The organism is Jiangella sp. DSM 45060 (assembly GCF_900105175.1).
Taxonomy (GTDB): Bacteria; Actinomycetota; Actinomycetes; order Jiangellales; family Jiangellaceae; genus Jiangella.
In genome coordinates, this window is record NZ_LT629771.1 from 3,160,069 (window position 1) to 3,173,250 (window position 13,182).

At 72.4% G+C, this 13,182-nt stretch carries 9 protein-coding genes; 6 read left to right on the forward strand and 3 right to left on the reverse strand.

Annotation, left to right across the window (positions count from 1 at the left end; genetic code table 11):
• Position 1 precedes the first annotated feature (1 nt).
• Both BLU82_RS14280 and BLU82_RS14285 read right to left on the reverse strand, forming a co-directional pair.
• Entirely contained in the window at positions 2–2,497 is a 2,496-nt protein-coding gene (locus BLU82_RS14280) for a family 20 glycosylhydrolase (protein ID WP_092621433.1), read from the reverse strand.
• Positions 2,498–2,616: 119 nt separating this feature from the next.
• Positions 2,617–3,801 (reverse strand): ROK family protein, encoded by a 1,185-nt coding sequence (locus BLU82_RS14285; protein ID WP_092621436.1) that lies wholly within the window; start codon positions 3,799–3,801, stop codon positions 2,617–2,619.
• A 126-nt stretch (positions 3,802–3,927) separates the two neighbouring features.
• On the opposite strand from BLU82_RS14285, the gene BLU82_RS14290 reads away from it, so the two are divergent.
• From BLU82_RS14290 to BLU82_RS14305, 4 genes are read left to right on the forward strand one after another with little or no spacing between them, the layout of a single operon-like run.
• Positions 3,928–4,737, forward strand: coding sequence for an ABC transporter permease (locus tag BLU82_RS14290; RefSeq protein WP_092621439.1), 810 nt, complete (start codon positions 3,928–3,930; stop codon positions 4,735–4,737).
• 14 nt (positions 4,738–4,751) lie between these two features.
• Positions 4,752–5,522 carry an ABC transporter ATP-binding protein gene (locus tag BLU82_RS14295; protein WP_092625829.1) on the forward strand — a complete coding sequence of 257 codons (771 nt, stop codon included), beginning with the start codon at positions 4,752–4,754 and terminating at the stop codon, positions 5,520–5,522.
• A gap of 25 nt (positions 5,523–5,547) precedes the next feature.
• A complete protein-coding gene (locus BLU82_RS14300) occupies positions 5,548–6,549 on the forward strand; it encodes an aliphatic sulfonate ABC transporter substrate-binding protein (protein WP_092621442.1) in 1,002 nt (333 codons plus the stop codon).
• Between the two features lie 7 nt (positions 6,550–6,556).
• Positions 6,557–8,041, forward strand: a complete 1,485-nt coding sequence (locus BLU82_RS14305) for a sulfatase-like hydrolase/transferase (RefSeq protein WP_092621445.1) — start codon at positions 6,557–6,559, stop codon at positions 8,039–8,041.
• 82 nt (positions 8,042–8,123) lie between these two features.
• Here the strand turns inward: BLU82_RS14305 and BLU82_RS14310 are convergent, their stop codons facing one another.
• Complete coding sequence (locus BLU82_RS14310) at positions 8,124–11,321, reverse strand: sialidase family protein (RefSeq protein WP_172885612.1); 3,198 nt, start codon at positions 11,319–11,321, stop codon at positions 8,124–8,126.
• Between the two features lie 147 nt (positions 11,322–11,468).
• On the opposite strand from BLU82_RS14310, the gene BLU82_RS14315 reads away from it, so the two are divergent.
• Together BLU82_RS14315 and BLU82_RS14320 are read left to right on the forward strand one after the other, a co-directional pair.
• Positions 11,469–11,843, forward strand: coding sequence for a VOC family protein (locus BLU82_RS14315; RefSeq protein ID WP_092621462.1), 375 nt, complete (start codon positions 11,469–11,471; stop codon positions 11,841–11,843).
• An 81-nt stretch (positions 11,844–11,924) separates the two neighbouring features.
• Entirely contained in the window at positions 11,925–13,106 is a 1,182-nt protein-coding gene (locus BLU82_RS14320) for an alcohol dehydrogenase catalytic domain-containing protein (RefSeq protein ID WP_092621465.1), read from the forward strand.
• Positions 13,107–13,182 lie beyond the last annotated feature (76 nt).

Consider the following 13,182-nt stretch of genomic DNA (forward strand, 5'->3'; position numbering starts at 1 on the left):
CTCAGCCCTCGTCGCGAACGCTCACGTGGACGGTGGCCAGCACCGGCGCCGCGCCCGGTGTGCCGACGGACAGCGTGCCGGTGTACTCCCCCGGCGTCTCGAAGACCCGCCCGGACACCGCGGTGAAGGCGTCGTTGATCCACATCCCCGGGATGCTCGCCTCCCGGGCGGTGCTCACCTCGGCCGTGCCGGTGACGCCGTCGCTCCAGGTCACGGTGGCATCGAGACTCTGCGACGCCACACCCGGCGCCGTCACGGTCCAGGTCACCTCCGCCGGCCGGCCGGCCTGCGCGGTGGCGGGCGCACCGAGCGCGTCCACGCGCCAGTCGACGTCGGCGGACGGGAAGAAGTTCGTGCCCTGGACGGTGAGCCGGCCGCCGAGCTCACCCAGCCGGCGGGTGAAGTCGGCGTAGCGGCGCTGGTCCTGCGGCGTCCAGCCGACCTCGGCCGTGGCGGCGACCCGGGGGTAGGCGTAGTACTGGGCCTGGTCGATGCGGCGGATGAACTCGCCCCAGAGCGCGGACTCCACCCCCAGCACGCTGGACTCGGCGATGCCCGGGATGAACGTGCCGGGGTCCCAGTTGTAGTGGCGGTCCAGGCCGCACACGCCGCCGCAGGCCCAGGTGCCGCCCTGCGGCTGCCGCGGGTCCTGCTTCTGCGGCACGTAGGTGTGCGCGGCGGGCGAGAGCACGACCTCGGCGCCGCGGGCGTTCACCGCATTCGCGACGGCGGCGCGGTTGCCGTTCCAGAACTGCACGACGGCGTCGTCCTGCGGCAGCGCGGTGCCCGCGTACTCGTTCCAGCCGACGACGGTCTTGCCGAGCTCGGCGGTGGCGGCGGTGAAGGCGTCGACCATGGTGACGTAGTCGGCGTGGCTGGTCACGTGCGCCTCGTCGCCGCCGATGTGCAGGTACGGGCCGGGGGTCAGCGCGGCGATCTCGGCGAGGACGTGCTCGACGAACTCGTAGGTGACGGCGCTGTGCGCGTCGAGCGACGAGTAGCCGACCGCTCCGGTGCCGTTGTGCGGCACCGTGGTCTGCCCGGGCTGCAGCTGCGGCTTGGCGCCCGGCGTGTTGAGCTGCGGGATCGAGTGCAGCGCCGAGTTGGTGTGCCCCGGCAGGTCGACCTCCGGGATGACCGTCATGCCGTTGCGCGCCGCGTACCGAACGATCTCCGTGTAGTCGGCCTTGGTGTAGTAGCCGGTGCTGCCCAGCTCGGTGCCGCGCTCGGTCATGGCGGTCGCGCCGCCGACCTCCGTCAGCAGGCCGTAGTCGATGCCCGACGGGTTGTCCGCGGGCTGGTCGATCGCGATGCGCCAGCCCTGGTCGTCGGTCAGGTGCAGGTGCAGCCGGTTGATCTTGAACTGGGCGGCGGTGTCGATGTACTCCTTGACCTCGTGGACCGGGTAGAAACTGCGCGCGACGTCGAGCATGACGCCGCGGTGCGCGAAGCGCGGATAGTCGGCGATCGACACCGCGGGCACGGTCCAGTCCGTCGCGACGACGGTGTCCGACTCGATCCACTGCGGGAACAGCTGGCGCAGCGTCTGCACGCCGTTCAGCGCGCCGTTCGGGGTGTCGGCCGCGATCAGCGTTCGGACGGGGGTGACCTCCAGCGTGTAGCCCTCGTCGGCGTGCCCGGCCGGGGCGTTGCCGGGCCGGACGTCGACGACGATCGGCGCCGGGCCGCTGCCGCGCTGCCGGTCCGGCACGGCCTCCGGCGCGGTCGGCGTCACCGGGAGCGCGAGGCCGGTCGCCGGGCGCAGCGCCTGCGCGAGCGACGTCGCCGGCGCGAGCGCACCGTCACCGACCGCCATGATCCGGGCACCTCTGGCCAGCTGGAACGGGTCGGTGTCGGCATGTTCCTCGACGGAGACGGGCAGCGGCACCAGCCCCAGCACCGGTTCCGGCGGCGCCGGCGGGGCGTCCCAGACCTGGAACTCCGAGATGGAGTAGCCCCAGGTCGACCAGCGCTGCCGTCCCTGCATCCGGACGAACGACACCGGGCCCGCCGACCTCACCTCGATCACGTCGGTGCGCGGGCAGGTGTCGCGCTGCAGCGCCTCGACGTCGGTCCACGTGACGCCGTCGCCGGAGGTCTGCAGGACGAAGTCGCGGGCGCACGCGTTGGGCCACTCGAGCACCACGTGGTCGACGGCGGACGGCTCGGCCAGCTCGACCTGGACCCAGTGGTCGTCCTGGTACTTCGACGACCACCGCGTGCTCGGGTCGTCGTCGTTGACGTGTGCGGCGGCGAAGTCGGCGCGGTCCAGCTCGACGCTCGACGCCGTGGCGGTGCCGGCCAGCGCGAGGTTCACCGGCGCCGCCGCGGCCGGTGAGCTGCCGGTCGTCCGCGCAACGTCGACGGCCTCCGCGTCGACGGCCGGTGCGGCCACCGCGGGCGCGGCCACGGCGACGGCCGCGAGGCCGGCCACCGCCAGCGCGGCCAGCGAGGGGCGCTTCGGCCGGGTGACGGCACGAGCAGGTCTCTCGAACATGACGGCTCCGTTCGCGACATCCGCCCGGTGCCGGCCAGGCGAGGTGGGTGACGACTGACTCCGCCCGAGTGTCGTGGCCCAGCCCGATTACGTCAATAGTCCAATCAAAAATAGCGAGGTCATGACTCCCCGACGGCGTCGAGCTCGCCCACAGCCGCGTACTCGTCCAACGCGACGAGGGCGGCGCCGACCGCGGCGGCCCCCTGACTGATCCTGGCGGTCCCCAGCTCGAGCCGCCGGTCGCGGATGGACAGCTTCTGCCGGTCGAGGGCGGTGCGCACCGGCCCGAGCAGGTGCTCGCCGAGCTCGGCGAGCTCGCCGCCGATGACCACCCGGTGCGGGTCGAGCAGCGTGACGACGGTGCCGAGGGCGCGGCCGAGCAGTTCGGCGCTCCACCCGACCACCTCCGCGACCGCGGGGTCGGCATCGTCCATCGCCGCCACCAGGCTGGGCACGTCGACCACCCGCGCCGCGACCGTGTGCGCACGCCCCACCACGGCATCGATCGACAGGTAGCCCTCGAGGCAGCCCCGGCCGCCGCACCAGCAGGGCGGGCCGCTCGGCTCGACGCCGACGTGGCCGATCTCGCCGGCCACACCGGAGGCGCCGCGGCCGAGCGTGCCACCGACGACGAGCCCGCCGCCGACGCCGTGCGAGAGAACGACGTAGAACAGGTCGGGGCAGGGCGGGACCTCGACCGCCCGGGTCTCGGCCACGGCCGCGAGCCTGATGTTGTTGTCCCAGGTCACCGGCGCGTCGATGACGGCGCGCAACCGATCGACCAACGACGCCGCCACCAGGTCGGCGGCCGGGTCGCCGCCCGGCAGCAGCGGGTCGGGATGGTGGCCCCACAGCCCCAGGCCGCCGGCCGTCACGCCGTCGAGGACCAGCTCGCGGTCGCGCGCCACGGCGCCGAGCAGCGCGAGCGCGGCGTCGGCGCGGTCGGCCAGCTCTCCGCGCGGGTCGACCGGCTCGGTGACGTGCGCCATGACCGTGCGGCCGATGTCGACGACCGCGACGCTGACGTGCCCGCGCCCCAGTTCCAGCCCGACGGCCGACGCCGCGCGCGGGTTGAGCCGCAGCAGCGTCGCCGGCCGCCCACGCCCGGCGGCCGGACGCTGGACGTCGTCGACGACGACCCGGCGGCGCACCAGGTCGGCGACGATGGCCGACATCGTGGTCCGGGACAGGCCGGTGGCCAGCTCGAGGTCGCGGCGCGAGCACGGGCCGCGCTCGACCAGCATCGTCAGGACCCGGAGCTCGTGCTGGCGCCGCAGGTTGCGCAGCACGCCGTCGTTGCTCACTCCAACCCCTTCCGTCGTGGTCCGATTCTGCCTGGCGCGATCATCCCGGACCGGCAACCGGGCCGAGAACACAACATTTATGTCAAGAGTATTGACGAGATTACGCCGCGTTCCTACGCTGCCGCAATGACCACCGCCACGAACGCCACGGCGACCACGCCACGCAGCACCGCCCGGCCGGGCCGCCGGCGCCTCCCGCCCGGGCCGGTGCTCAACCTCGTCGCGATCGCCGGCGGCATCGGCGTGTGGTGGCTGATCGCCGCGCTGGGCGTCCAGGGTCTGCCGGGACCCGCCGAGGTCGCCCAGCGCGGTCAGCAACTCATCGCCGACGGCACCCTCGTCGAGGACATCCTGGCCAGCCTGCGCCGGGTGCTCAGCGGCTTCGCCCTCGGCACGCTGCTCGCGGTGCCCGCGGGCTTCCTCATGGGGTGGTACCCGGTCTGCCGCGGGCTGCTGGAGCCGTACGTGCAGTTCTTCCGGACCATCCCGCCGCTGGCGATCATCCCGCTGGCCATCGTGCTCATGGGCATCGGCGAGTCGCCGAAGATCCTGGTGATCTTCCTGGCGGCGTTCCTCTCCTGCGTCATCTCGACGTTCCAGGGCGTGGTGAACGTCGACAAGACCCTCATCAACGCCGCACGGGTCCTGGGTGCGTCCAACTACGCCGTCTTCACCCGGGTCGTGATCCCCGCGTCGTCGCCGTTCATCCTCGTCGGCATGCGCATCGGCCTGGGCGCGGCCTGGGCCACCGTCGTCGCCGCCGAGCTGATCGCCGCGCAGCAGGGGCTGGGCTTCCGGATGCAGCAGGCGCAGATCTTCTACGACCTGCCGACGATCTTCGTCGGCCTCATCACCATCGGCGTGCTCGGGCTGGTCATGGACCGCCTGCTGCTGCTCGCCGAGGCCCGCCTGACCGGATGGCAGGAGACCCGATGACCACCCACGACGCCATGATCCGCTTCGACCGCGTCGAGCAGCGCTTCCGCCTCGGCGACGAGGACTTCGTCGCCCTCGGCGGGGTGGACCTCGACGTGGCCGACGGCGAGTTCGTCACCCTCGTCGGGCCGTCCGGCTGCGGCAAGAGCACCATGCTCAACGTCGCCGCCGGCCTGCTCGAACCGACCTCGGGCCGGGTGACCGTCGACGGACGTCCGGTCACCGGCCCGAGTCCACGCACCGGGATGATCTTCCAGCAGTACGCGCTCTTCCCCTGGCTGACGGTGCGCAAGAACGTCGAGTTCGGCCTGCGCCTCGCCGGAGTGAAGCCGGCCCGGCGGCGGGAGGTCGCCGACCACTACCTCGACCTCGTCGGGCTGTCCGCGTTCGCCGACGCGCTGCCGAAGACGCTCTCCGGCGGCATGAAGCAGCGCTGCGCGATCGCCCGCGCCTACGCCGTCGACCCGGAGATCCTGCTGATGGACGAGCCGTTCGGCGCCCTCGACGCGCTCACCCGGGTGCACCTGCAGGACCAGCTCATGACGACCTGGCTGCGCGAGCGCCGGACGGTGCTGTTCGTGACCCACGACGTCGACGAGGCCGTGTACCTGGCCTCCCGCGTCGTCGTCATGGCCGCCCGGCCGGGCCGCATCCACGAGGTCGTCGACGTCGACCTGCCCTACCCCCGCACGGAGCAGTTGCGCCTCTCCCCCGAGTTCGCCGCCCTGCGCGCCCGGGTCTGGGAGGCCGTGTACCACCAGCCGTCGCAGCTCGCGACGCCCTGACCGCACTCCGCACCGAGGAGACACCATGCGCACCACACTCAGGCTGACCCTGTCCGCGTCCGCCGCCCTGCTCGTCCTCGCCGCCTGCGGTGACGGCGACGACGGCGCCAGCACCGATGGCGGCGGGACCCGACAGGTCGACGTCGGCTACATCGCCGACTACAACGGCGCGGCGCTGTTCGCCGTCGCCGACGAGCAGGGGCTCTGGGAGGCGGCCGGGCTGGAGCCGAAGTACCAGGTCTTCACCAACGGCCCGCTGTCGATCCAGGCACTCGGCGCCGGCGACGTCGACATCGCCTACATCGGGTCCGGCGCCGCGTGGCTGCCGGCGCAGGGCAAGGCCGAGGTGTGGGCGGTCAACTCCGCGAGCAAGGCCGACCGGGTGATCGCGCAGCCGGGCATCACCAGCCTCGAGGACCTGAAGGGCCGCAAGGTCGGCGTGCCGGCCGGCACCTCGGGCGACCTGCTGCTCGGCCTGGCCCTCGCCGACGCCGGGCTCTCCCGCGACGACATCGAGATCGTCCCGATGGACCCGAGCACGGTCGTGTCCGCGTTCAGCGCCGGCCAGATCGACGCGGCGGGCATCTGGTACCCGCTCGTCGACACCATCAAGGAGTCGGTGCCGGACCTGGAAGAGCTGGCGGACAACGAGCAGTTCATGCCGGAGCGCACCTTCCCGTCCTCGATCGTGGCGCGGACCGGGCTGGCCGAGGACGACCCGGACCTGGCCGCCGACGTCGTCTCGGTGATCAAGCAGGCCAACGATTACCGGTACGCCAACCCCGAGGAGACCATCGCGACGACCGCCGAGTTCCTCGACGTGGACGAGGCGCAGATCGCGCCGCAGCACGACGCCGCGCTGCTGTTCACGTCCGAGGAGCTCGAGGGGTGGAGCGCCGACGGCACCGTCGCCGGCTGGTTCGACGGGCTGCAGGAACTGTTCGTCGAGGTCGGCACCGTCACCGAGGTGACCGACTCGACCGACTTCTACCTCGCCGACACCTACGTCGACGCGCCGAACAGCTGAGGACACCGTGACCCCACCGAACATCCTGTTCCTGATGACCGACCAGCACCGGGTCGACACCCTCGGCTGCTACGGCAACCCGGTCGTCGAGACGCCGGTGCTGGACGAGCTCGCCCGCACCGGCACGGTGCTCGAGCGCTGCTACACGCCGACCGCCATCTGCACACCGGCCCGGGCCAGCCTGCTGACCGGCCTGCACCCGTTCGAGCACGGCCTGCTCAGCAATTACGAGTGGAACTCGGGTCACCGTGAGGAGCTGCCCGACGGCCTGCCGACGGTGGCGAACACGTTGCGCGGCCACGGCTACCGCCTCGGCCACGCCGGCAAGTGGCACGTCGGGCGGCATCGCGGGCCGGAGCACTACGGCTACGAGGGCCGGCACCTGCCAGGGGCGCTGAACCCGTACGACGACGCGGGCTACACCGCATGGCTGGAGGAGCACGGCCACCCGCCGTTCCGCGCCTACGACGCGATCTACTCCCGCCTGCCCGACGGCAGCCAGGGCCATCTCATCGCCGCTCGGCTCGACCAGCCGGCGGAGGCCACCTTCGAGGCCTACCTCGCGGACCAGACCATCGCCATGCTCCGCGACTTCGCCCGGACCCGCGCGAGCGGCCGCCCGTTCGCGCTGTCGTGCCACTTCTTCGGGCCGCACCTGCCCTACCTGCTCCCGGCGGAGTGGTTCGACCGGTACGACCCGGACAGCGTGACGCTGCCGCCGTCGATGGCCGAGACGTTCGCCGGCAAGCCGGAGGTGCAGCGGCAGTACAGCGCCTACTGGGGCAGCGACGGCTTCGACGAGAAGCAATGGCGCACGCTCACCGCGGCCTACTGGGGCTACGTCGCGCTGATCGACCACCAGATCGGCCGGATCCTGTCCGTGCTCGACGAGCTCGGCCTGGCCGACCAGACCGCGGTCATGTTCACCGCCGACCACGGCGAGTTCACCGGGGCGCACCGGCTCAACGACAAGGGGCCGGCGATGTACGAGGACATCTACCGGATCCCCGGCATCCTCCGGCTGCCCGGCGGCGCCCCGCCGGTCCGGCGCCACGAGTTCTGCACACTGCTCGACTTCACCGCCACCATGCTCGACCTGGCCGGCGCGCCCGCGGAGCACTGCCGCGGCCGCAGCCTCGTCCCGCTCGCCCGGGGTGAGCAGATGCCCGACTGGCGCCAGGAGGTGCTCTGCGAGTTCCACGGCCACCATTTCCCCTACGCCCAGCGCATGCTGCGCGACGATCGCCACAAGCTGGTCGTCAACCCCGAGGGCGTCGACGAGCTCTACGACCTGGAGCTCGACCCGCACGAGCTGCGCAACGTCATCGACGTCCCCGCCTATGCCGGCGCGGCCCGCTCGATGCGCCGGCGCCTCTACGCCGAACTCGTCCGCCGCGGCGACCGGTTCTCCCAGTGGCTGGCGTTCATGGGCGACATCCCCGACGAGGACCGGGTCCGCCCGGAGACCGCCGTCGAACAGCACGTCGTCTGACCCGGCGTCGCGGCGTGACCCGAGCCCGGGTCACGCCGCGACCTGAGATCTCGCTGTCGTGGCACCGAGAAGTGGCGGCCCCCTACCGGCCGACGGCGCCGCGGGCGGCCGCGCGGATCAGCGCGCCGTACTCGCGGTCGTCGATCACGCCTTCGGCCAGCAGCTGGTCGGCCACCGACCCGACGTGCCTGACGAACGCGCCGTGGTCGTCCCACACGCGCTCGTCGGCGATGCGGTCGTCGATCGAGCAGCCGCCGCCGGTCGCGCGGTTCGGCACCCCGCTGTCGACGCCGCCGATGACCACGGTCTCCCGGCCGTCCGTCTCCGGGCAGCTGACCTCGACCGCGACGGTCGCGGTGCGGGTCTGGGTCCGGTCCGCGACGGTGAGCGTCACCGCGAACGTGCCGCCCACGTCGAAGAGGTGGGACCCGGTGACCTCGTGCCCGGCCGCCACCTCGGTCACCACGCCGGACGACGCACCCGTGCCGTCGCCCCAGTCGATGCTCGCGGTCAGCGACGCGCCGGGGTTTCCCCACCCGCCGGTGACCCCGGCGAGCACGTCGCCGAACTCCTCGCCGACCGCGGCGGTGACCCCGGTCGCCGGCGTCACCTCGAGGTTCAGCTCGGGGTCGCGGTAGTCCTCGAGCTCGGTGAAGATGCCGTAGAGCGTCCCGGCGGGAACGTCGTACGCGAGCGTCATGAACACACCGGGCTCGATCTCGACGCTGGACGGGTTGGCCTGGTCGCCGTGCCCGGAGTCGTAGATCGGGATCTGGTGGTGCCCGCTCCAGTCGCCGCCGGCGTCCGGGACGAGCACCCCGCCCGTCGGCCGGTTCGCCACCCCGGCGATCCCGTAGGTGACCAGCACGCTCCCGTCGTCGAGCAGCAGCTGGTCGTGCGACGACGCCGGGATGTCGGTCGGTTCGGCCGGGGTCCAGGTGTACCCGTTGTCGAACGACCGGGACACGTACAGCACCTGCGGGTTCGAGGTGGCCCGCAGGCCCGCCACGATCTCGCCGCTGGGCAGCACGGTCAGGTTGGGCTCCTGGAAGTGGATGCCATCGTCCACCGCGATGGTGACGTCGTTGTCGCCGTCCCAGGTCAGGCCGCCGTCGGTGCTGCGCACCACGGTGGCCCGCTGAGGCGGGGCGGAGGACGCCGAGCTCAGCAGGATCCAGTAGGCGTTGCCGGTGCCACCGGTGGCCGTGTCGCCCTGGATGCCGAACGTGAACCCGTTCGCGAACCGCTCCGGCGAGAACGCGAAGCTCAGGTGCTTCTCGTCGGACGCCGGGTGAGCGCACGTCAGCGAGGTGATCTGGGTGCTGCTGTCGTCGAGGAGCCGGACGGCACGGTTGTCCGTCCCGGCGTCGCCGAACGGCGCGCCGGCCACCTCGACGTCGCCCCTGATCGTGCACTCGGCCGGGGGCTCGCCGAGCGGCTCGTCGTCGAACGTGCGCACGTCGAGCTCGGCCGCCGGTGGCGCCTCCGCCCCGACCGCGAGGTCGTCGACGTAGAACTCCATACCGGTCGGCGCCGTGCCGGCCGACGCGAACGTGACGTTGGTGAGGTTCACCGTGTCGTCGCGGCGGACGTCTGTGCTGAACGTCTCGTCGCCGACCGTGATCTCCAGGCTGGTGGCCGTCGCGTCCACCGACACCGGCCGGAAGCGGCCCGGCGCGCCGAAGTCCTCGACCCGGCCGAGCGTGCGCCACCCGCCCCCGTCATAGACGCGCACGTCGACGTGCTGGCCGGCCGAGCCCGGCGTGACGCCGTAGAGCGGGGCCAGCAGGTCGCCATTGGCGAGCTCGACGATCGGGCCGTGGCTCGCCGACCATCCGTCCGCCGAGGCGCAGCCCTCCGCCGGGGGCGGCTGCGCACAGCTCATCCGCGTGTCGATCCAGATCGGGTCGCTCCAGCTCTGGCCACCGTCCTCGGAGCGCACCACGTGGGTGCCCAACTGCCGGGAGCCCGCCGGGTCCTCCCAGCTGGTGACGAAGTATTCGAGCAGGATCGTGCCGTCGGAGAGCTGGGTCAGCTTCGGGTCGCGGTTGTCGAACCGGCCGGCCACGGCCGTGCGCGGTTCCGACCAGGTCTCGCCGTTGTCGTCGCTCTCGGTCACCCGGATCAGACCCTGGGGATCGACGTGCCCGATGCCCGAGTAGTAGGCGGCGAGCAACCGGCCGTCGTCCAGCCGGATCACGGACGGGAACCGCGGCGCCATGCCTTCGGGCTCGACCGCGACGACACTGCGCCGCTCGACCGCCACCGAGAGGGTCGAACGCCCGGACGTCCCAGCCGAGCCGGAGACGTCGACCACGACACTGTGCGGCCCGGTCTCCGAGTACGGATGGGAGCCGACGACGTCGAACCGGCCGGCCTCCTCGGACGCCTCGACGGTCGCGGGCCGCGGCCCGGCGCCCCAGTCGACCGTCGCCTCGAACGTCTCGCCGGACGCACCGCCGATCGGGCGGAAGCTCACCAGCCGGAACTCGGGCGAGGTCTCCCCTTCGCTCACCGGGTTCACCCAGGACGCGATGTCGACGAACTGCAGCCCGACGGGGTCCTCGGCGAGCTCGGTCCCCACGGCCAGGTCGTCGACATAGAACTCCATGCCCACCGCGGACTGACCTGCCGAGGAGAACACGACGTCGCCGAGGTTCACGGTGTCGTCGCGGCGCAGGTCCGTGATGAACGTCTCGCCGGCGGCGGTGATCTCCGCGGCGTCCGCGGTGGCCGCCACCGTCACCTCGGTGAACTCACCCGGCGTGCTCAGCCCGTCGACCCTGCCGAGCTGGTTCCAGGCGGCGCCGTCGTACACCATGACGGTCGCGTCGTCGGTGCCGGCGATCGGGCTGACGCCGAACCACCACGCGTTCCCGGTGCCGCCCACGGCGGTGTCGCCACGGATGCCGAACAGCAGCGGCCCGCCATGCCGCTGCGGGTTGAACCCGAAGCTGAGGTACCGCTCGTCGGACTCCGGGTGGTCGCACACCATCGTGGTCGTCGCCGAGCTGGTGTCGTCGATCAGGCGGACGGCCCGGTTGCCGGCGCCGGCGGCACCGAAGGGCGCCTCGCTGACCGCGACGTCACCGGTCGTCGCGCAGCCGCCGGGTGGCTCGCCGAGCGCTTCGGCGTCGAACGTCCGCACGTCGATCGCCGCGGCCGCAGCCACCTCTTCGGCCGCGGGCGCGGTCGCCGCGACAGCCAGGGAGACGGTCACCGCCGCCGTGAGGACGGCCGAGCGGCGCGGCCATGATCGCCTGTGGATCGGGCTGGACATGAGCACCTCCATGCAGGGGACGGTGCTCAGAGCAGACATAAAAGATCATTCCATGTCAATGCCCGCATACCGCCGGCGAGACCGCGGCCGCTGCTGCGATCCGCGGTGCTGGGTACGTCCGCCGTGAGGACGACGATCGGAGGACTCATGACGAGCAGGTTCGCCCAGTGGACGCTCGACGTCCGGGACGTGGACTCGATGGCGCGGTTCTGGTCCCAGGCGCTGGGCTACCGGATCGAGCCCGACGACGACGGCGAGGGCGCGCATCTGCGCCCGCCCGGCGATGCTCCGGCCGGCGCGCTCTCGGTCTGGCTGCAACCCAGCGCCGGCCCGAAGAGCGAGAAGAACCGCAACCACCCGGACCTCGTCGCCACGGCGGAGACGGCGGACGCGGAGGTGCGGCGGCTCCTCCAGCTCGGCGCTTCCCACGCCGACGTCGGGCAGACCGGCCGCGAGGGGTTCACCGTCCTCGCCGACCCGGAAGGCAACGAGTTCTGCGTCCTGCACCGTCCGCCGTCCTGATCGGCGGGCGCCCCGGCATGGGCGTCAGCCACCCGGGTACCGGACCGGCATCGGCATCAGTCATCCACGAGAGGCAGCACGATGAGAGCGGCGACCTGGCAGGGCACCCGAGACGTCCGGGTCGAGGAGGTCCCCGACCCACGCATCGACGCACCCACCGATGCGATCGTGCGGGTCACGACGACCGCGATCTGCGGCTCCGACCTGCATCTGTACGAGCCGATGGCGCCGTTCATGGAGGCCGGCGACGTCCTGGGCCACGAGCCGATGGGCATCGTCGAGGAGACCGGGAGCGAGGTGACGAACCTCGCGCCGGGCGACCGCGTCGTCGTGCCGTTCCAGATCTGCTGCGGCCACTGCTACATGTGCCGGCAGGGCCTGCACACCCAGTGCGAGACCACCCAGGTGCGCGAGCACGGCATGGGCGCCGCGCTGTACGGCTACACGAAGTTGTACGGCCAGGTGCCGGGCGGGCAGGCGGAGTACCTGCGGGTGCGCCAGGCGCAGTACGCGCCGATCGCGCTCCCGCCGGACGGCCCCGACGAACGGTTCCTCTACCTGTCCGACGTGCTCCCCACCGCCTGGCAGGCCGTGGAGTACGCCGCGGTCCCGCGCGACGGCACGCTGCTCGTCCTCGGGCTCGGGCCGATCGGCGACATGTCCAGCCGGATCGCCCTGCACCGGGGCCACCGGGTCATCGCCTCCGACCCGGTCCCGGAACGGCGGGCCAGGGTGGCCGAGCGCGGCGCGATCGTCCTCGATCCCGCCGCCGAGGACGACCTCGCCGGCACCGTCCGCGACCTCACGGACGGCCGGGGCGCGGACTCCGTGATCGACGCCGTCGGCATGGAGGCGCACGGTTCGCCCGTCGCCCAGTTCGCGCAGAAGCTCGCCGGGCTGCTGCCCGATGCCCTCGCCGAGCCGATGATGCAGAAGGCCGGCGTTGACCGGCTGGCCGCACTGTACACCGCGATCGACGCGGTCCGCCGCGGCGGGACGATCTCGCTGATCGGCGTCTACGGCGGCATGACCGACCCGCTGCCGATGCTGACGCTGTTCGACAAGCAGGTCCAGCTGCGGATGGGCCAGGCCAACGTGCGGCGCTGGAGCGACGACATCATGCCCCTGCTCACCGGCGACGCCGACCCCCTGGGCGTCGACCACTTCCACACCCACCGGCTCCCCCTCGATGACGCGCCGGCGGCATACGACATGTTCCAGAAGAAGGCCGACGGCAGCGTCAAGATCCTCCTCACCCCCTGACGCGCTACCAGGGATCGGATATCGGCCCACGAAGCGCGACCGCCGATGTCAGCCGCTGGACGTTAGGCGTGCGACG

Excerpts from the sequence above, each read along its gene's own strand:
- BLU82_RS14280 (WP_092621433.1), bottom strand. The coding sequence starts at position 2,497 with ATGTTCGAGAGACCTGCTCGTGCCGTCACCCGGCCGAAGCGCCCCTCG.
- BLU82_RS14290 (WP_092621439.1), top strand. The coding sequence starts at position 3,928 with ATGACCACCGCCACGAACGCCACGGCGACCACGCCACGCAGCACCGCC.
- BLU82_RS14295 (WP_092625829.1), top strand. The coding sequence starts at position 4,752 with ATGATCCGCTTCGACCGCGTCGAGCAGCGCTTCCGCCTCGGCGACGAG.
- BLU82_RS14300 (WP_092621442.1), top strand. The coding sequence starts at position 5,548 with ATGCGCACCACACTCAGGCTGACCCTGTCCGCGTCCGCCGCCCTGCTC.
- BLU82_RS14310 (WP_172885612.1), bottom strand. The coding sequence starts at position 11,321 with ATGTCCAGCCCGATCCACAGGCGATCATGGCCGCGCCGCTCGGCCGTC.
- BLU82_RS14315 (WP_092621462.1), top strand. The coding sequence starts at position 11,469 with ATGACGAGCAGGTTCGCCCAGTGGACGCTCGACGTCCGGGACGTGGAC.
- BLU82_RS14320 (WP_092621465.1), top strand. The coding sequence starts at position 11,925 with ATGAGAGCGGCGACCTGGCAGGGCACCCGAGACGTCCGGGTCGAGGAG.